This is a genomic window from Anaerotignum faecicola (genome assembly GCF_003865035.1).
Classification (GTDB): Bacteria; Bacillota; Clostridia; order Lachnospirales; family Anaerotignaceae; genus Anaerotignum_A; species Anaerotignum_A faecicola.
In genome coordinates, this window is record NZ_BHVZ01000001.1 from 46,213 (window position 1) to 65,665 (window position 19,453).

Annotated in this window: 19 protein-coding genes; all 19 read right to left on the reverse strand. The window is 49.1% G+C overall.

Going from position 1 to position 19,453, the window contains the following annotated elements:
• Positions 1-13: 13 nt before the first annotated feature.
• Positions 14-1,327, reverse strand: coding sequence for an ABC transporter permease (locus EJE48_RS00195; RefSeq protein ID WP_016407716.1), 1,314 nt, complete (start codon positions 1,325-1,327; stop codon positions 14-16).
• A complete protein-coding gene (locus EJE48_RS00200; RefSeq protein WP_016407715.1) occupies positions 1,324-3,459 on the reverse strand; it encodes a COG1361 S-layer family protein in 2,136 nt (711 codons plus the stop codon). Before EJE48_RS00200 ends, EJE48_RS00195 begins: the two co-directional genes overlap by 4 nt.
• A complete protein-coding gene (locus EJE48_RS00205) occupies positions 3,452-4,177 on the reverse strand; it encodes an ABC transporter ATP-binding protein (RefSeq protein ID WP_016407714.1) in 726 nt (241 codons plus the stop codon). Before EJE48_RS00205 ends, EJE48_RS00200 begins: the two co-directional genes overlap by 8 nt.
• Positions 4,178-4,339: 162 nt before the next feature.
• Positions 4,340-5,623, reverse strand: a complete 1,284-nt coding sequence (gene hflX / locus EJE48_RS00210; RefSeq protein ID WP_118581857.1) for a GTPase HflX — start codon at positions 5,621-5,623, stop codon at positions 4,340-4,342.
• A gap of 1 nt (position 5,624) precedes the next feature.
• A complete protein-coding gene (gene dapF / locus EJE48_RS00215; protein WP_118581860.1) occupies positions 5,625-6,464 on the reverse strand; it encodes a diaminopimelate epimerase in 840 nt (279 codons plus the stop codon).
• A 75-nt stretch (positions 6,465-6,539) separates the two neighbouring features.
• Positions 6,540-6,764: a DUF378 domain-containing protein gene (locus EJE48_RS00220; protein ID WP_118581863.1), complete on the reverse strand. Its 225-nt coding sequence runs from the start codon at positions 6,762-6,764 to the stop codon at positions 6,540-6,542.
• A 70-nt stretch (positions 6,765-6,834) separates the two neighbouring features.
• The gene (locus EJE48_RS00225) at positions 6,835-8,100 is read right to left on the reverse strand and encodes a M16 family metallopeptidase (protein ID WP_118581866.1); all 1,266 of its coding nucleotides are present in this window, start codon (positions 8,098-8,100) and stop codon (positions 6,835-6,837) included.
• 182 nt (positions 8,101-8,282) lie between these two features.
• Positions 8,283-10,409, reverse strand: coding sequence for a polyribonucleotide nucleotidyltransferase (locus EJE48_RS00230; protein WP_118581869.1), 2,127 nt, complete (start codon positions 10,407-10,409; stop codon positions 8,283-8,285).
• Positions 10,410-10,582: 173 nt separating this feature from the next.
• Positions 10,583-10,849, reverse strand: a complete 267-nt coding sequence (rpsO, locus tag EJE48_RS00235) for a 30S ribosomal protein S15 (protein ID WP_016407708.1) — start codon at positions 10,847-10,849, stop codon at positions 10,583-10,585.
• Positions 10,850-11,050: 201 nt separating this feature from the next.
• Entirely contained in the window at positions 11,051-12,007 is a 957-nt protein-coding gene (locus tag EJE48_RS00240; protein WP_118581872.1) for a bifunctional riboflavin kinase/FAD synthetase, read from the reverse strand.
• Between the two features lie 36 nt (positions 12,008-12,043).
• Positions 12,044-12,949: a tRNA pseudouridine(55) synthase TruB gene (gene truB, locus EJE48_RS00245; protein WP_118581875.1), complete on the reverse strand. Its 906-nt coding sequence runs from the start codon at positions 12,947-12,949 to the stop codon at positions 12,044-12,046.
• 26 nt (positions 12,950-12,975) lie between these two features.
• Positions 12,976-13,938, reverse strand: a complete 963-nt coding sequence (locus EJE48_RS00250; protein WP_118581878.1) for a DHH family phosphoesterase — start codon at positions 13,936-13,938, stop codon at positions 12,976-12,978.
• On the reverse strand, positions 13,935-14,306 hold the full coding sequence (gene rbfA, locus EJE48_RS00255) for a 30S ribosome-binding factor RbfA (protein WP_016407704.1): 372 nt from the start codon (positions 14,304-14,306) through the stop codon (positions 13,935-13,937). The genes EJE48_RS00250 and rbfA overlap by 4 nt, the downstream gene beginning before the upstream one ends.
• 24 nt (positions 14,307-14,330) lie before the next feature.
• Positions 14,331-16,676, reverse strand: coding sequence for a translation initiation factor IF-2 (gene infB / locus EJE48_RS00260; RefSeq protein ID WP_118581895.1), 2,346 nt, complete (start codon positions 16,674-16,676; stop codon positions 14,331-14,333).
• Between the two features lie 27 nt (positions 16,677-16,703).
• The gene (locus EJE48_RS00265; protein WP_016407702.1) at positions 16,704-17,036 is read right to left on the reverse strand and encodes a L7Ae/L30e/S12e/Gadd45 family ribosomal protein; all 333 of its coding nucleotides are present in this window, start codon (positions 17,034-17,036) and stop codon (positions 16,704-16,706) included.
• Entirely contained in the window at positions 17,029-17,304 is a 276-nt protein-coding gene (gene rnpM, locus EJE48_RS00270; protein WP_016407701.1) for an RNase P modulator RnpM, read from the reverse strand. The genes EJE48_RS00265 and rnpM overlap by 8 nt, the downstream gene beginning before the upstream one ends.
• A gap of 15 nt (positions 17,305-17,319) precedes the next feature.
• Complete coding sequence (nusA, locus tag EJE48_RS00275; RefSeq protein WP_016407700.1) at positions 17,320-18,504, reverse strand: transcription termination factor NusA; 1,185 nt, start codon at positions 18,502-18,504, stop codon at positions 17,320-17,322.
• A gap of 21 nt (positions 18,505-18,525) precedes the next feature.
• Complete coding sequence (locus EJE48_RS00280; protein ID WP_118581898.1) at positions 18,526-18,993, reverse strand: ribosome maturation factor RimP; 468 nt, start codon at positions 18,991-18,993, stop codon at positions 18,526-18,528.
• A gap of 213 nt (positions 18,994-19,206) precedes the next feature.
• Positions 19,207-19,446 (reverse strand): hypothetical protein, encoded by a 240-nt coding sequence (locus EJE48_RS00285; RefSeq protein WP_118581901.1) that lies wholly within the window; start codon positions 19,444-19,446, stop codon positions 19,207-19,209.
• Between the last annotated feature and the right edge of the window lie 7 nt (positions 19,447-19,453).

Below are 19,453 nucleotides of genomic sequence, written 5' to 3' on the forward strand. Positions count from 1 at the left end.
GCCAAAAAGTTTTTTATTCTGTTTTAATTGCCATCAATGCACTCAGCTTCATTGCACGCTTCGCAGGCAGATATCCGGCAATTACGCCTACCGCCGTAGAAAAGGCAATGCCGCCCAAAGCAAGCCAGATGGGAATTGCCGACTGCATGGTGCTTCCCTGTCGCTGTGCAACGAAATTGACCAGAAACGAAGCTCCATAGCTGACGATAATCCCAATAATACCGCCCGAAAAGCCGATAAAAGCCGCCTCGGTCAGGAAGAGTCCCTTGATATCCTTCAAAGATGCCCCGATAACCTTCATGATACCGATTTCCTTCGTGCGTTCATAAATTGCCATAACCATGGTATTCGTAATGCTGATTGCCGCAACCACCATGGAAATCGCGCCGATTGCCCCAAGAACCAACCGCAGCATTCTGGTGGTTTCCTTCATGGCCTCCAGTTCATCCGTCAGGCTGGTGGCACGAAAGCCCATGTCCTTGATTTTCTGCTGCACCTGCTGCACATGCTCCATTTCGTCCACCTTTACCATCACACGCTGATATTCCTTGGACTTTTGGCGATTGCCGTTGCTGCTTCCGCCATTTTGCTTTTGCTCCCATGCCTGCTTTTCCTTCTGTATCTTCTCCAGCTCTCGAATCGGCATGATGACCGTCCAGCCGTTATTCCCGTCGGCAGACATCTTCCCAACCGCATCCACCTTCACAGGCTTAATGGTTTTGTCTGCGTCCCGTGTGCCGTAACTCCAATCCCATGTCACACCAAGCTTTTCATTCAGCACATCCACCTGCGGCGGCTCGGAGGCATTGCGCATTTCCCAGCTCAGCTTCGGGTTATAAAATTCCACCCCGCCGCCAATCACAATGGCCTTGCTGTCCTCCTCCGATAAGGCACGTCCATCCTCTACCTGATAGCCCAAGGCGGTCATTGCCCCCGGCTCAATGCCGATAAAGCTTGCATCCGCCATGTATTTTCCTGCTGTCAGGTAAAGATAATCCTCAAGCACGGGCGAAACCGCCTGCACATGCTCCATCTGCCGAAAGTTCTCAACCGCCTTTGCATTCAGCTCATCCTGCTTTTTTGTCTGCTTCATGGAATCTGTTTCTTTGTCATATTCCATACCGCCACTGGGATAAACGTCAATCACCTGCAGGCTGCCCCAGTTTTCCAGTTGACTGGCAAAGCCCTTATTCATGCCGATACCAATAGAAACCATAACCACGATAGAAGCCGTCCCGATTACAACGCCAAGCACCGTCAGCGCCGTCCGCAGCCTTCGCTTCCAGAGGTTGCGCAGTGCCATATCAATCATGTCACGTTTGTTCATAAGGACATCCCCTCTTTATCATCCTCGTGGATTACCTCTGTCACTTCCTCTACAAAATCATCCTCCTCGAAATCATCCTCCAAATCCTCTGCACTGCTCACGCTTTCAGCTGTGCTTTTCGGCGGCTCCTTCTGATTTTTCACAAAGAACGCCAATGCCCCTGCCAGAATCACCAGAAGCCCAAGCCCAATCGCAATATGCTTCTTATCCATGGGCGCACTTGCATCCGGATTTTCCGTATCATCGGGCATTGCAGGCTCTGTCACCTGCATAATCATATCCCTGCGCTGTTCGACTGTCTCGCCGCTCGGGTCCTCGTATGTAATCACAATGCTGACAGGCACCTCGCCCGTCTCGTAAGGCGTAAATGTCGTTTCAAAATAATCACTGCTGCCGGATTCCATGTTGCCAACGTAAGTATTCTTATTCTGGCAATCCACGTTTCCTTCCACCTTAATCATCACGTTGTTCAGGGTAACCTTCCCTGTGTTGTAGTAGTTGAAGCCAACCGTTACGGGCATCCCCTGCTCCACTGTTTCGGGAATGGTAAAATCGTCAATCTGCAGCTCTGTAACCTGCTTCACATTGATACCCAAAAGCTCTGTTGCGGTATATTCCGTCCCCTTGGCATCCTCATATTCAAAATTGACCGTCAGGGTATAGGTTTTCGGCTGTGCCTCCGGCACAACATACAGCCGCAGTGCCTTATTGACGGTTCCCTTCGGGCGAATGGAATCAAAATAGAAGGTATTGCTGCTGTTCACAGGGGTAAAGATATTCCCCGATTTTTGCGTCTCGGAAGATGTTTCCTCTGCCAAGGTCAAATACATTTTGATATTCTTGACCGCCTTTTGCTTATGCGTATTCATCAAGGTCAAATTCAAATCAAATTCCTGCCCTGCCATCACAATCAGCGGATCGCAGCTATAATTGCTTACGATGATTTTCGGCTTACTGGTGTTTTCCTCGCCCTCCTTGCTGGGATTGCTGATATTTACCCCTGCGTACTGCTTGAAGGTTGTTTTTGCCGTACCGCCGGAAGTGTATTCCACCGTAAACTGAATCGCCTGATTCTGTGTCGCAGACTGTGATGTACCCGCAAAAGTAAAGCTCAGACTTGCGCTGCTTCCCGGAGCCAAGGACTGAATATTCTTCATGCTTGCGGATTTCGGAACTACCGCTGTGCTGTCCACGCCCTCCGCTGTTACCACGATATCCTTCGCCGCAACCGCACCTGTATTCTTCAGATCAAAGGAAACCGTGAAGTTCTGATTCACGCCGTAGGTACCACCCGGCTCCTGCATGTTCCGAATTTCCAGAATCGCCTTTCTGCCTGCCACACCGCCGACATTCACATAAAACTGATTCGTCTTTTCGTAATTTTTACCGAACTGGTCGCGATATTTCAGCTTAATCGCAACGGGATAATTCCCTGCCGCCATATCCGCCGCCGCAACCAGAGGGAACTGAAAGGCAGTGCTGCCGCCAATGGGAATCTTGGAAACCATCTTGCTGTTAAAGCCACCCGTCAGGCTGATGCCTTCGGTTGTCAGGTTATCCAGAGAAAGCTCCACCTGATACATATCCTGTCCGCCCGTATTCATCAGCCGTCCGCTCAGTCTTGCACTGCTGCCCGGACTCATATCCTCAGGGGAAAGCTTCATATCCCGGAACGCAAACCCCGGCTCTAAATCAAAGCCCTTCATTTTCAAATAAATCGTCATAGAGCCGCTTCTTGCACTGCCGCCGCGGCTGCTGTAGGTATATTCGATGGGCAGGCTGTAGCTGCGCTCCTGCACATCCCCATCCACCGTTACCTGCAATGTCACCTTTTTATAGGCATTTGCGCCCATGTCGCCAAGGTCGCCGTTGCCCTGCATTTTTACGCGAAACGGCGCAACGCCCGAAGACACTCTCGGCTGAAGGTTCACATTTTCCGCCGTCCCCGTTCCTTTGTTTTTCACCTGTAATTCGATTTTCGTTGTTTTTCCTGCCTCTACTTCATATACACCGTCACCACTGATGACGATATTCCCTTCCCCGTCATCCGCATAGCCCGTTACCCACGAGCCTGCTGCAAGAGAAAACACCATTGCCATTGCCAGTATGCGTCGCAGCCATTTCTTATTCATACACATTCTCCTTTTTTTCCCGTATCCGTTTCTGAATCTTCTCAATCTTTCCATCCTGTAGCACCACGATGCGGTCTGCATATTCTGCCAGCTCCTGATCGTGGGTAACAATGACAAGTGTCTGATGGTTTTTCTGTGCCATACCCGTAATCAAATCCATCATCTCATAGGTTGTTTTTGTATCCAGATTGCCTGTCGGCTCATCCGCAAACACCACAGGCGGGCGGTTAACAAATGCTCTTGCAATGCTGACACGCTGCTGCTGACCGCCGCTCATCTCAAATGGCTTGTGATTTGCTCTGTCCGCCAGACCGACCGCCTCAAGCATCTCCATTGCCTGCTCATTTCGCTCCTTTACGGAAACACCCTTGAAAATCAGAGGCAAAGTCACATTTTCCAGTGCTGTCAATGTCGGCAGTAAATGATAGGACTGAAACACAAACCCGACATACTGTCTGCGGAAATCAGCAAGCTGATCCTCATTCATCCGTTCGATGTGCTTATTGTGAAACAAAATCCTTCCTTCTGTCGGCTTTTCCAGCCCTGCAATCAAGTTCAGCAGTGTTGATTTGCCCGAACCGGATTTCCCGAACAGACAGCAGACCTCCTCCTTATGGATATTCAGCGATACATTATCCACCGCATGAATGGACTCACTCCCCATCTGAAATACCTTCGTCACATTTCGGATACGAATGATGTTTTCCGTCACGGACATTCCTCCCCTCTCAAAGGATTTCCCTATCCTTTTAATCGAATTTTAATGTAAATTTATAGTACCATAGAGTTGTTACAAAAAAAATACCCCTTTTCTTACAATTTTCTTAATCTATTCTAAAAAAAGAAAAAACTCCGTACATTTTGTACGGAGCCGTTTCTATTATTCATTCACTTTAAATTTTTCCAGTCTGTTGGCAGATTCCTCATCCACATAAACCTCCAGCAGAACACCCTCGCCTGTGTGTTCCTCGCGGATAATTTCGCATCTGCCGTGAATCCACCCGATTAAGCTGCCCTCTGTGTAAGGCACAAGCGCCGTAATGGATTTGCGGAAGCTTTGCAGCAGCTTTTCCACCCGCTCCAAAAGCACATCCATGCCGTCCCCATTCTGTGCAGAAACCTGCACGATATCTCTCGCCATGGTATCCATCGGCAAGGGCAGCTCCACCTCTCTGTCCATCTTATTAAAGACCGTAATCACAGGAGTATCCTCACACCCAAGCGACCGCAGCGTATCATATACCACCTCGATATGCTCCGCCCGGTTTGCATCCGAAGCATCTACAACATGCAGCAGAATATCTGCATACTGCAATTCCTCCAGTGTTGCACGGAACGCCTGCACCAGATGATGCGGCAGCTTCTGAATAAAGCCTACCGTATCCGTCAGAAAAACCTCCGAGCCGCCCGGCAGTTCAATTTTTCTTGTGGTTGTATCCAGCGTGGCAAAAAGCTTATCCTCCGCCAGAACGCCTGCATCGGAAAGTCGGTTCAGAATCGTGGATTTCCCTGCGTTCGTATAGCCCACCAGAGAAATCACAGGTGTCCCCTTTTTGCTTCTCTGCGCACGAAGCAGCTCTCTGTGTGTGCGAATTTCCTGCGCATCCTTATTCAGCTCCGCAATTCGCTCCTTGATGTAGCGTCTGTCTGTTTCCAGCTTCTTTTCCCCGGGGCCTCTTGTACCAATGCCGCCGCCCAGACGGGACATAGACGCACCCATTCCTGTCAGTCGGGAAAGGCGATATTTCAGCTGTGCCAGTTCCACCTGAATCTTCCCTTCGCCCGATAAGGCTCTTGCCGCAAAAATATCCAGAATCACAATCGTTCTGTCCATCACCTTTGTACCGAGCATCTGCTCCAGATTCCGCAGCTGTGCGGGAGAAAGCTCATCATCGCAGACAATCCCTGTTGCATCATACGCCAAAAGCATTGCCTTCAGCTCCTCAATTTTCCCTGTGCCAAGGTAATGACCGGGGTGAATCCTTTCCCTTTTCTGCACAGAGCGTGCCACCGCCGTCGCTCCTGCGGTTTTTACCAGCTCCTCCAGCTCATCCAGACACGCATCCGTATCCATTGCAGATCGGCTGCTTCTCTCGTCCATCTCCACCGCAACCAGAATGACTCTCTCCTCAAGCTCATTCAGCTCGTGTAACTCCTTCGCCATCTTATACCTCCCGCAGCCATTCCCCATCGAAGGAAAACTCCGCAGGCCCCGTCATATAAACATGGTTGTCCTCTGCATTCCATTCAATGGTCAATGTGCCGCCAATCAATTCTACATCTACTTTTCTGTCTGTTTTGCCGTTCAGCACGCAGGCTACCGCCGTTGCGCTCGCTCCTGTGCCGCATGCCCATGTTTCGCCGCTGCCGCGCTCCCAGACACGCATCTTCACATGGCTGTCATCCACGATTTCCACAAATTCCGTATTCACCCTGTCGGGGAAAATGGGATGGCATTCGGATACTCTGCCGTATTTCTCAATGGGGTATTCCATCACGTTTTCCACAAAGGTAACCGCATGAGGATTTCCCATGGAAACGCAGGTAAAATCAAATTTCCGATCCAGAATTTCCACTGTTTCACCGATAACAGGATGCTTGTCGCTCAGAACGGGGATTTCTGCCGCCTCCAGCACAGGCTCACCCATGTCCACAGTTACGCTTTCCACAATGCCATCCTTTACATGCAGCTGCAAAATCTTGATGCCGCCCAATGTTTCCAGTGCCACCGTTGTTTTCTCCGTCAGTCCTCTTTCGTAAACATATTTGCCGACACAACGAGAAGCGTTGCCGCACATTTTCCCCTCCGAGCCATCCAGATTAAACATTCTCATGCGGAAATCCGCAGCTTCGGAAGGCATAATCAGCACCAGCCCGTCAGAACCAACCCCAAAATGGCGCTCACTCATGGCGATTGCCAGCTTTTCGGGATTTTCCACCTTTTCTTTGAAGCAGTTTATGTAAATATAGTCATTCCCACAGCCCTGCATTTTTGTAAAACGCATATTCCTTCACTCCTTTTCTTCTTTCCCTTTTGTATGTACCGCGGGCAGAACTGCCCGCTTTTTCCTTTGTTGCTTTTATTGCTTTGTCATTTTCATCTGCGGCTCCTGCCCAACATTATGATACAGCGTCAGGCACCACAGACCGGACAAGCCGACCAGCGCAAAAATCACTCTTGCCAGCCAGAACAGGCTTCCATGGAACAGGGTTGTGACTAAATCGAAGCCAAAAAATCCAATCAATCCCCAGTTCAGCGCACCGATAACCACTAAGGTCAGCGCAATTATATTTGTTGCTTTCATGATAATTCCTCCTTAATACAAAAAATTCGGGATAAATCCGTACCTATAGTATTTCTAAGGAGTGCCTTTTTTATTTAAAAAACTTTTCCACCAGCGCGCCGAAGTCATTTCCCTTCAGGTTGCCCACTGCGGAATAGCTGATTTTCTCAGTGTCGAGCACTGCTCTCGCCGTCGCAAGCACATCCGCCGCCGTCACTGCCTCGATTTTTGCAATCACTTCCTCTGTTTCCTGCACCTCTCCGCGCAGAAGCAGAGATGCCCCCGCCGAGGTCATGCGGTTCAGCGTGCTTTCCGTCCCGATGATGAAATTGGAAATCATTTGCTCCTTCGTCACCGCAATCAGCTGTTCCGGGAAGGCTTCCGCTGTCACCTCCTTCAGCTCCTCTGCAATCAGCTCAAACACCCGCTCCGTCTGATTGGGGTTCATGCTCGCGCAAATCGTGAAAACGCCCGTATCCGCAAAGGCAGTCGTATAGCTGTAGATGGAATAGGTCAGCCCGTTTTCCTCTCGAATTTTCTGAAACAGGCGCGAGCTCATGCCGCCGCCGAAAAGCGTATTGAAAATTGCCAGTGCATATTTCTGCGGATGCTCTCTGGTCAGTCCGGGAAAGGCAAGGCAGACATGCACCTGCTCAATGTCCTTTTCCTTCTCCACGCAGGAAATCTGATACGCCGCATGGGTATCATGCTGCACAAAGGGCGTTTCCCGTTTCCATCCGCCCAGCTTTTCATTCAGCTTCCCAAGCATTTCCTCCTCCTCGAAATTTCCTGCCACAGAAAGCACGATATTTTCCTGATGATAATTCCGTTCATAATACGCCCGAATGAAATCCGCATCAAAGGCAGCAATTGTTTCCTCCGTCCCCAGAATCGGCATCCCCAGGGAGGTATCACGCCAGATGGCATCCTGCAAGGCATCATGCACCAGCTCCTCCGGCGCATCGTCGTACATATAAATTTCCTCTGTAATGACATTGCGCTCCTTCTGCACCTCCTCCTGTGCAATCAAGGGATGCAGCAGCATATCACTCATCACATCCAGTGCGCGGTCAATATGCTTATCCAGCACACGGGTATGATAGCAGGTATATTCCTTCGTGGTATATGCGTTAATCTGCCCGCCGAGCGCATCCATTTCCTCCGCAATCTGCCTTGCCGTGCGGCTTTTCGTCCCCTTGAACATCATATGCTCAATATAATGCGACACGCCGTTTTCCTGCGGCAGTTCATTTCGGGAGCCGTTTTTCACCCAAATCCCGAAGGAAATGCTGCGGACATAGGAAATGGATTCCAGTGCGACCTTTATGCCGTTGTCCAGTGTTCTGATTGTAACCATACCATCTCTCCTAAATCAGCTTTCTGTTTCTATCATGAGAAAAAATTCTGTTTTTATGCAGTCTTTTCCATCCTCTTTCCGATAAAATTTCTCTCTGCGCCTGATAAAAAAGGCAGGAGGTTTACAGGCTTACACCTGCAAACAGCCCCTGCCTGCGTTTTACTGCTATTTTATTTCAAATCTTATTTGTTTTCTTCTGCTTCCATGGCATCCTTCATGGAGAAGTTCAGTCTGCCCTGCTTGTCAATTTCCATCAGCTTCACAGAAACCTTATCGCCAACAGCCAGAACATCCTCAACCTTTGCCACACGCTTGTTGGAAATCTTGGAAATATGAATCAACCCTTCCTTGCCGGGTGCGATTTCCACAAATGCGCCGAAGGCCATCAATCTTGTGATAGTCCCCTGATAAATCGTGCCGGGTTCGGGATCGGAAACGATTGCGGTAATCATATCCTTTGCCATCTGGATACCTGCGGGGTCAATGCCCTTGATGTAGATGATGCCGTCATCCTCTGTATCGATTTCACAGCCGGATTCCTCCACAATCTTCTTGATAACCTTACCTCTTGCGCCGATAACCTCAGCAATTTTTTCCACATCAATCTGCATCTGTGCAATCTTCGGTGCATAAGGAGAAAGCTCTTTTCTGGGCTCTGCGATTGCCTTCAGCATAACCTCATTCAGAATATAATCTCTTGCTCTGCCTGTCTGCGCAAATGCCTGCTCAATCATAGGGAAGGTCAAGCCATGAATCTTCATATCCATCTGGATGGCTGTGATACCCTCGCTTGTCCCTGCAACCTTAAAGTCCATATCGCCAAAGAAGTCCTCAACGCCCTGAATATCTGTGATTTCGATGAAATCATCATCGTTTTCGCCCGTTACCAGACCTACGGAAATACCTGCAACGGGACGTTTGATGGGAACACCTGCCGCCATCAGGGACAGTGTGGAGCCGCAGATGGATGCCTGAGAGGTAGAACCGTTGGAGCTTAAAATATCGGAAACCAGACGGATTGCGTAAGGGAATTCCTCCTCACTGGGGATAACGGGCAGCAATGCTCTTTCGCCCAGTGCGCCATGCCCGATTTCACGTCTGCCGGGACCTCTGGAGGTTTTTGCTTCGCCTACGGAGAAGCCGGGGAAGTTATAGTGATGGATGTATCTCTTGCCTGTTTCGTTTGTATCCAGACCATCCAATCTCTGTCCTTCGCTGATTGCCCCCAATGTGGTTACGGTCAATGCCTGTGTCTGTCCTCTGGAGAACAGCGCGGAGCCATGCACACGAGGCAGAACGTCTACCTCTGCGGACAGCTTTCTGATTTCTTCAATGCCACGACCGTCGGGGCGCTTGTGGTCTCTCAGAATCATTCTTCTTACCGTCATTTTCTGGAATTTATAAATAATATCGCCAATCAGTGCGTCGATATCCGTTTCTTCGCCAACCATTGCTGTCAGCTGCTCTGTCAGTGCTTCTGTAACCTCCTCGGTCAGCGCCTTAATCTTTGCATCTCTGTCCTGCTTCAGCTCCGCAAAAACGGCATCCTCCATTCTTGCGTCTGTGATAAAGCCTGTTACCAACTGATATGCGTCTTCGGGAATTACATATTCTGTGTAGGGTGCTTTTTCCTTACCCTCTTTTGCTGTGATTTCCTGAATGAATTTCACAACCTGCAGGTTGGTATCAAATGCAAGATGAATTGCCTCCATCATCAGTGCATCGGGAATTTCGTCCGCGCCTGCTTCAATCATCATAACCTTATCTTCCTTGGAGGAAACGGTCAGGTTCAGTCTGGTTGTTTCTCTCTGTGCCGCAGTGGGGTTTACCACCAGTGCGCCGTCACAGTAGCCGATATTGACGGAGGATACGGGATCTGTAAAGGGAATATCGGAAATATTCAGCGCAAGGGATGCACCAATCATTGCCAGCACCTCAGGTGCGCAGTCCTGATCTACGGACATAACGGTTGCAACGATAGCAACGTCATTTCTGTAATCCTTGGGGAACAGCGGACGCAGAGGTCTGTCGATACATCTTGCTGTCAGAACCGCCTTTTCGGAGGGTCTGCCCTCTCTTTTGATAAAGCCGCCGGGAATTTTACCAACGGAATACAGTCTTTCTTCGTAATCAATGCTCAAAGGGAAGAAATCAATCCCTTCTCTGGGCTTATCGGATGCAGTTGCCGTTACCAGAACGGTTGTATCGCCGTAACGCATCAGGCATGCGCCGTTTGCCTGCTCTGCCACTCTGCCGATTTCAGCTGTCAGTGTTCTGCCTGCCAGTTCCATGGAATAGCTTCTAAACATAATCATTCTCCTTTTCTTGAATGTCGTTTTTTCGCACCATAGATCTTCAACTTCGCCTGCAAGCCTGTCCCTTCTTGCAAAAAAAGTTGGAAATCTATAGTGCCTCCTGCTCGTTTCTTGCTTTTTAAAAAGAAAGGGAGGATTGGCTCCTCCCTTTTTCTGTCATCTGTAAATTACTTTCTCAGACCCAGTTCTGCAATGATTGCACGGTATCTTTCGATATCGATTTCCTTCAGGTAGTTCAGCAGACCTCTTCTCTGACCAACCATTTTCAGCAGACCACGTCTGGAGTGGTGATCCTTCTTGTGCATTTTCAGGTGGTCTGTCAGCAGAGAGATTCTTGCTGTCAGCAGTGCGATCTGAACTTCGGGAGAACCTGTGTCGTTAGGTGTTCTGCCATATTTTGCGATGATTTCCTGTTTGTTGATTGTTGCTGCCATTGTTGTTTTCCTCCTTAAAAACCTTATGTTTTTTTATTTCTGTATCCCCAAAGACTAAGTAATGGTCGGAGTGTCCGGAAACTGAGTCTCGGTTTTACAACATTAGTATCTTACCATACGAAGCCCATCTTTGCAAGGAAAATTCAAGGAAATTACGCAAGTTTCCCAAGAAAAGCAGGCTTTTTTTCGATTTTCACGCCTTTATTTTTCCTGCTCGCTTCTCCAATGTGCATACTCCGCAGAGTGAAAATAGGCTCTCGCCTGCTCCGCATTGATCGCAATTTGCCTTTGCAGCTCCTCCACACTGGGAAATTTCTGTTCACTGCGCAGGAATTTATAGAAAAATGTCTGTAGCTGTTCGCCGTAAATCATTTCATTGAAATCCAGTAAATACGTTTCCACAATCTTCACTGTGCCGTTTACGGTAGGGTTTTTGCCGATATTTGTCACACCGTAATAATATTTCCCCTTATATAAGGTTTTTGTTGCATAGACCCCATTGGGCGGGAACAGCTTGAGCGGATGCGCCTCGATATTTACCGTAGGGAAGCCGATGGTTCTGCCCAGCTTTTTCCCTTCCTTTACTGTACCAAGGATAAAATAAGGCACCGTCAGCATCTGGTTTGCTTCTTCCAGATTCTTTTCCAGAAGGCATCTGCGGATACGGGAGGAGCTGACTCTCTCATCCCCATGCAGCACCTTCGGCACACCGATGACCTTAATGCCGCGTTCTGCACCAAGGCGCTTCAGCATTTCATAATTGCCTGCCGCGCCCTTGCCAAAGCGGTAATCCTCCCCGACCACCAGCACCTGGCATTTCAGCTTTTCAAAAATCAGCTTCACTGCAAAGTCCTCAGGGTCCATTGCCGCAAAGTTCATATCAAAGGGATATTCAATATAAATATCAATGCCCATCTGCTCCATCTGGAATTTCTTTTCCGAAGGGTCAACGATTAAGGCAAAATCTTCTTTTCTTTGAAAGACAAACATCGGGTGGGGAGAGAAGGTAAACACCACGCTTTTCAGCCCCTCCTCCTCCGCAAATTGTTTTGTCAGATTGATCAGCGAACGATGCCCCTGATGCAGACCATCAAAGTTCCCCAGAGTCACAGCCGTCGGCTCGCTCTGCTCAATTCGCGTGTCAGTAATATGTTCCATTTTTTTACTCCTTTTACAAGTATAAAAATCCTTGCTTTATACCAGCATTTTAAACGGTTTGATGTAAAAATTCGTTTCTTCTTTTTTCAGTGTATACAGTCCAACAAGGTGATTCTCAAAATCGTAAACCGCTGCGATTTCATCCTCCTGCAATGCCTTCGGCTGCTTCGTAAAATATTTTTCCTGTATTTTTCCGCCGTTATAGAGCAGCTTGGTCGAGCCCTCCGCAATTTTTATCACGGGAAAGTCTCTCAGCGCCTCCTGCATCGTCAGCAGGGCATCCTCTGCTCTCTCCTGCTCCGCCAGTGCCTTCAAATCATCCAGCTTTATGGCGTTTTCCAGAGAAAAGCTGCCTGTTGCTGTCCGCAGCAATTCCGCCATGTGTCCGCCGCAGCCCAGTGCCTTGCCGATATCGGCACAAAGCGTGCGGATATATGTCCCCTTCGAGCAGTCAATGTCCATCTCCACTCTGTCGGGCGGCAGAAATCTGCGAATCCGAATATCATACACCTCAATGGTGCGCGCCTTTCGTGCAATCTCCTTGCCCTCTCTGGCAAGCTCATACAGCTTTTTCCCATTCACCTTCACTGCGGAATACATCGGCGGCACCTGCTCCAGTCTGCCGATAAAGGCTGCCACAGCCGCGCGGATTTTTCCCTCATCAAACACAACCGCCTTTGTCTCCAGAACCTCGCCCGAAGCGTCCTCCGTCGTTGTGGTCACGCCTAAGCGGAGCATGGCGCGGTAGCTTTTTCTGCCATCCATAATGACATCCGAAAGCTTGGTTGCCTTGCCCACGCAAACCGGCAGAACGCCCTCCGCATCGGGGTCAAGCGTGCCGGTATGCCCCACCTTTTTCATGTGAATGGTTCTGCGAACAATCGCAACCACATCATGGGAGGTGAATCCCTTTTCTTTGTAAATATTGAAAATACCGTCCAAAAAACAGTACCTCCTTAAATTCTTTTTTACAGCATTTTTTCCACCTCTGCCAGAACCATTTCCTTGGCTTTGGCAATGGGTGCGGAAATGGTACAGCCTGCCGCCTTCACATGACCGCCGCCACCGAATTTCTGCGCCAATGCGCATACATCATAGCCGTCATTGCCGCGGAAACTGCCCTTTACATCCGTTTCCGTCTTTTCGTAGAAGAAGCAGGCCACCTTTGCGCCCAATACGCCCTTCAGATAATTGATGATGGCATCCAGCTCCTTACTGCTGCCGCCCAGCTCCGCAATCTCCGCCGCCGTAATCTGAGAGCAGACCACATCGCCGCCAAACAGCAGCTCTGCATTGCTCAGGGCTCTGCCCATCAGCTTTAATTCCGAAAAGCTGCGGCTGTCGAAAAAGCGGTTATAAATCTCCGTAAAGGGAATCCCGTACCCCATTAGGGCCCCTGCAATCTGCATGGTTTCAGGGGATGTAGAGGAATGACGGAAGCCGCCTGTGTCATAAATCAGTCCGGCATAAAGCCCAGCCGCCTCTGCCGCCGTCATGGGCAGTCTGTTTTCCAAAAGCTGAAACACAATCTCACTGGTCGAGGAGGCCTTCGCCGCCACATAATTCAGCTCTGCGAAATAGGTGTTGCTTTCGTGGTGGTCAATATTGATTTTCTTCGCTGCTTTTTGGAAAATTTCCGCCGCATCCCCCAAGCGTCCCTCGTCACCGCAGTCCAGTACGAGAAACAGCTCAGGAAGCCTTGCATCCTCTGCCGCACAGACCAGATGTCCATTCGGAATCAGCTGATATTTATCCGCATATTTTTCCAGAATGACCTGCACCTGCTTCCCTGCCTTTTCCAGTGCGCCGCCGAGTGCCAGACAGGCGCCGATGGCATCCCCATCGGGGTTGGTGTGTCCTGCCAGCGCAATCGTTTCCGCCGACAGAACCCATTCCATGATTTCATCAAAAGAGTTGTTTGCTTTTTTCATTCTGCATCTCTTTCCTTGCGTTCCTTATCAATTTTGCTGAACAATTCATCCATGTGGATGGCATATTCTGCGGATTCGTCCAGCTTAAAGCGCAGCTCAGGGGTATAGCGCAGGTTAATTCTCTGCGCAATCAGTCGGCGAATAAAGCCGCCTGCGTTCTGCAGCCCCTTCATTACATTTTCCTTATCCTTTTCGTCACCCAGTACAGAAACATAAACCTTGCAGTATTTCAAATCCTGCGTCGTTTCCACACGGATCACGCTTGTCATCACACCAATGCGAGGGTCCTTCAGCTCTGCCCGGATAATCTGGGAAAGCTCCTTCATAATCTCGTCATTGATGCGAGAAAGTCTGTTATTTGTTTTCATAATCTCTCACCTTTTATTTCAAAATTAGCGAGGTACCTCTACCATAGTGAAGGCTTCGATCCAGTCGCCCTCCTTCACGTCATTGAATTTCTTGAACACCAGACCACATTCATAGCCTGCTGCAACCTCTTTTACGTCATCCTTGAAGCGTCTCAGGCTTTCCAGATCGCCTTCATACACAACGATACCGTCACGCACGATACGAACCTGACAATTTCGCACGAATTTACCATCCTTTACATAGCTGCCGGCAATCGTACCAACGCCGGATGCCTTAAAGATCTGGCGTACCTCTGCATGACCCAGAACCTTTTCTTCGTAAATGGGGTCAAGCATACCCTTCATGGCAGCCTGAATATCCTCGATTGCGTTATAGATAACACGATACAGACGGATATCCACCTTTTCCTCATCCGCAAATGCCTTTGCCGCAGGCTCAGGACGCACGTTGAAGCCGATAATAATCGCATTGGATGCGGATGCCAGAAGCACGTCGCTTTCCGTAACCGCACCAACGCCGCCATGGATCACGCGCACGCGTACCTCCTCGTTTGTCAGCTTTTCCAAAGACTGACGCACTGCCTCTACAGAGCCCTGTACGTCCGCCTTTACAATAATCCCCAGCTCCTTCATGTTACCACTCTGAATCTGGTTGAACAGGTCATCCAGAGATACCTTCTGGGGTGTCTGGCTAATCAGTGTTTCTCTGTTCTTTGCGATAACGCTTTCCGCAAGCTGTCTTGCCTGCTTTTCGTTTGCCGCTACATAGAAGCTGTCACCTGCTGCAGGAACCTCAGAAAGCCCCAGAATCTCAACAGGAGTGGAGGGGCCTGCGGATTTCACGCGTCTGCCCTTATCATCTGTCATCGCTCTGATTCTCCCGTATGCAGGGCCTGCAACCACAGGATCGCCCACACGCAGGGTGCCGCTCTGTACCAGTACGGTTGCAACAGGGCCGCGTCCCTTATCCAGCTGTGCTTCGATGATAGCACCTCTTGCCTTCTTGTTGGGGTTTGCCTTCAGCTCCTTCATTTCTGCTGTCAGAATAATCATTTCCAGCAGGTTATCAATGCCTTCCTTCGTGTGTGCAGATACAGGAACGCAAACGGTTGTGCCGCCCCAGTCCTCTGCCAGAAGACCGTATTCTGTCAGCTCCTGCTTTACGCGGTCGGGGTTTGCGGAGGGCTTATCCATCTTGTTGATGGCAACGATAATTTCAACGCCTGCTGCCTTCGCATGGTTGATTGCTTCTACTGTCTGGGGCATTACGCCGTCATCTGCCGCAACAACCAGAATCGCGATATCTGTAATCTGCGCGCCGCGCATACGCATTGCCGTAAATGCCTCGTGACCGGGTGTGTCCAGGAAGGTAATGGGCTTGCCGTCAATCTGAACGGTGTATGCACCGATATGCTGTGTAATGCCGCCTGCTTCGCCCTTTGTTACGCTGGAATGACGGATGGCATCCAGCAGAGAGGTTTTGCCGTGGTCAACATGCCCCATTACAACAACAACGGGAGGTCTTTCCTCCAGCTTGGATTCATCCTCTTCCTCCTCTGCGCCAAAGGCTTCCTCCATGATATCCTTTTCTTCCTCCTGCTCCAGAATCACGTTGTATTCCTCTGCGATGGAAGCCGCGGTATCAAAATCCAATGTTGCATTGATGGCAAGCATTTTGCCCTTTTTCATCAGATTCATAACCAGATCGGAGCCTTTTTTGCCCAGAACCTCAGCCAGATCCTTTACGGTAATGCTTTCGGGAATATATTTGATAACGGGATCTGCGTTTGCTTCCTCCGCCTCCAGTGCCGCCAGCTCTGCCATCAGCGCTGCTTCCTCCTCCATTTCACGTCTTCTGCGCTCCATGGGGTTTTCTCTTACCTTCTGACCGTTCTTGTTGCCCTTTTTGTCTTTTTTGTCCTTGCCTTTATTGTTGTCCTTCTTGCCCTGCTGCTGTGCGCCCTTGTTATTCTGACCGCCCTGCTTGTTATTATTATTATTGTTATTATTATTGCCCTTTCCCTGCTTGCTTTCGTTTCTGTTTTCGTTGCTTCTGCCTTCGTTTCTGTTGTCCTTTTTCTGTGCAGGTCTGTTGCCGTCCTGTCTGCGGTCATTTTCCTTTTTCTGCCCATCCTGCTTCGGCTGATTCTGCTTGGGCTGGTTCTGCTTGGGTGCATCCTTTTTCGGTGCATCCTTTTTGGGTTCCTCCTTCTTCGGCTGATATAACGCCGTCACCTTTGCGGCTTCTTCCTCTGTCAGCATTGCCATGTGGCTTTTTGCTTCAATGCCGATGCTGTTGATTTTTGCTACTAAGTCTTTATTGGCAACGCCAAGCTGCTTTGCCAGTTCATAAATTCTGATTTTGGACATTCCACAACACCTCGTCTTTCTCGAAAATCAGCCTTCACCGACCTTCGTTCTATTCTCTATATTATCATCCGCAAGCTCTTTCAGTTTTTTTGCAAAGCCCTTTTCTGTAATCGCAATAATGGAGCGCATTTCTGCGCCAATGGCTCTGCCCAGTTCTTCCTTGGTTCCGATTTCTGCCAAGGGCAGTTCATAATACACTGCGGAATTTGTAAATTTCTTTTTTGTATTCTTCGATGCATCCTGCGCTAAAATGAGCAGATATGCCTGTTTTTTGCGCACCGCCTGTTCTGCGGCCACCTCGCCTGCAACAAGCTTTCCCGCCCGCTTGCAAAGCCCCAGAAGGGAAAAAAATTTATTCATTGGTCTGTTTCTCCAATTCTTGAAGCAGCTGCTCATACACTTCCTTCGGCACAGCCACCTTAAAGGAGCGCTCCAGCCCCTTGGATTTCTGCGCCTTCGCCAGACATTCCGCATTGGGACAGATATATGCACCGCGTCCGGGCAGCTTTCCCGTACGGTCTAAGGCAAATTCGCCTGCATCATTTCGTACAATGCGAATCAGTTCCTTTTTATTTTTCATTTCCTGACAGCCGGTACATTTTCTGAGAGGTACTTTTCTTTGCTTCATATACTCTCCTCCCTCTTACGCTTCTGCTTCGCCTTCTGCCGTTTCCTCTGTCGCTGTTACATCTTCCTCTGCTGCTTCTTCTACAGCCTCATCTACTGTTTCTTCTGCCGTTGTTTCCTCCGCCGCTTCTTCCGTTACGGGGTCTTCTGCTAAGAAGTTTGTTTCTCTTGCCTGTGTTTCACTCTTGATATCGATTCTCCAGCCTGTCAGCTTTGCGGAAAGTCTTGCATTCTGCCCTTCCTTGCCGATTGCCAGAGAAAGCTGATGGTCGGGCACCACGATTTTCGCGCTCTGCTCTGCTTCGTTCAGTGCAACCTCCAGAACCTTAGAGGGGCTGAGTGCTGCCGCAATAAATTCCTTGGGGTCCTCGCTCCAGTTGATCACATCAATCTTTTCGCCGCCCAGCTCGCTTACGATTACATTGACACGGTAGCCATTCTGCCCAACACAGGCACCCAGTGCATCCACGTTTTCATTCTTGGAATAAACGGCAATCTTTGTTCTGCTTCCGGCTTCTCTTGCAATGCTCTTGATTTCCACTGTACCGTCATGTACTTCGGGCACCTCCTGTTCAAACAGACGCTTTACCAACTCAGGATGTGTTCTGGAAACAAAAATCTGAGGGCCCTTTGTGGTCTGCTTTACCTCAAGCACATACACCTTGATGCGATCCATGAAGTTATACTGTTCGCCGGGAATCTGCTCGTTTGCGGAAAGAATCGCATCAATCTTGCCCATCTGCACGATAACATTTCTGCGTTCCTTTCTCTGTACGATGGCAGTTACAACCTCTCTTTCCTTTGTAATGTACTGGTTAAAGAGAATTTCTCTTTCTGCCTCGCGGAATTTCTGTACCACCACCTGCTTTGCGGTCTGTGCGGAAATTCTGCCGAAGTCCTTCGGTGTTACCTCCAGATCCACCACATCGCCAACCACATAGTTGGGGTTCAGCACTCTTGCCATTTCCAGAGAGATTTCCAGCTGCGGATCTTCCACAGGGCTTGCAACGGTTTTCTGCGCATAGCAGGCAACATTGCCGGATTCTCTGTCGATAACCACCTTAATATTCTGGCTTGTGCCGAAGTTTTTCTTGCATGCAGAAACCAGGGATGCCTCGATTGCCTCAAATACAACTTCCTTATCAATGCCCTTTTCCTTTGCAACCAGATTCAGCGCATCCAAAAATTCTTTACTGTCCATTTTCCAAATTCCTCCCTTAGCTTAAAAAATAACTGCCAATCTCACGCTGGCGATATCCTTCTGTTCAAATTTCACTACGTTTCCGTTTTCCTCCTCGATGGAAAGCACACCATTCTCCAGACCCAGCAGCCTGCCCTGATACTGCTTGCTGCCGTCCTGCGCCTTATACAGCTTCACATCAATGATTTCTCCCTGATATTTCACAAAATCCGCATCCTTTTTCAGCGGTCTGTCGATACCGGGGGAGCTTACCTCCAAAATATAGGCCTGCTCGATGGGATCTTTTTCATCCAGCTTCACCTCAAGCGCACGGCTGACCGCTTCGCAGTCATCAATATTTACACCGCCGTCCTTATCAATATAAACACGCAGATACCAGTTTACGCCTTCCTTTACAAATTCCAAATCTACCAGCTCCAGCCCCTTTTCTGCAATAATCGGCTCCAGAATGGGCAGCACCTTTGCTTCTGTATTGTTTGGTTTCGCCATTTTTACACCTCTTTTTCGTTTTTCTTTTTCCGTCTTACAAAAATCCGATGGGGCTTTCCCCCTACAATAACAAAGAGCGGGTTGTTCTACCCACTCTTTTCACCAACGTTTATAATCATTACTTTGTATTACTATACCACTTCTTTCCTTTGTTTGCAAGGCTTTTTCAGAAAATTCCCTCGCAGCGCTTCGGAACCGTGCAAGAAATTCCCTTTAGCCCAAATACATGCTCAGCTCCCGAAATCTTTCACTGTCATTCTTAACAGCTTCCTCCTTCTTCTCGCCGTTGGCATATTCCACCAGAAACCGCGTTTCCGCTTCCGTGCCGTCCAACAGCCTTACACTGACGATGGTCGCGCTCAATTCCGCCTGCATGGTAAAGCCCTGCATTCTTTCGGATTTTCGCACACGCTCCGCCGTTCTCTTTTCCTGCAATTTCTTAAAAAGGGACATCTCTTTC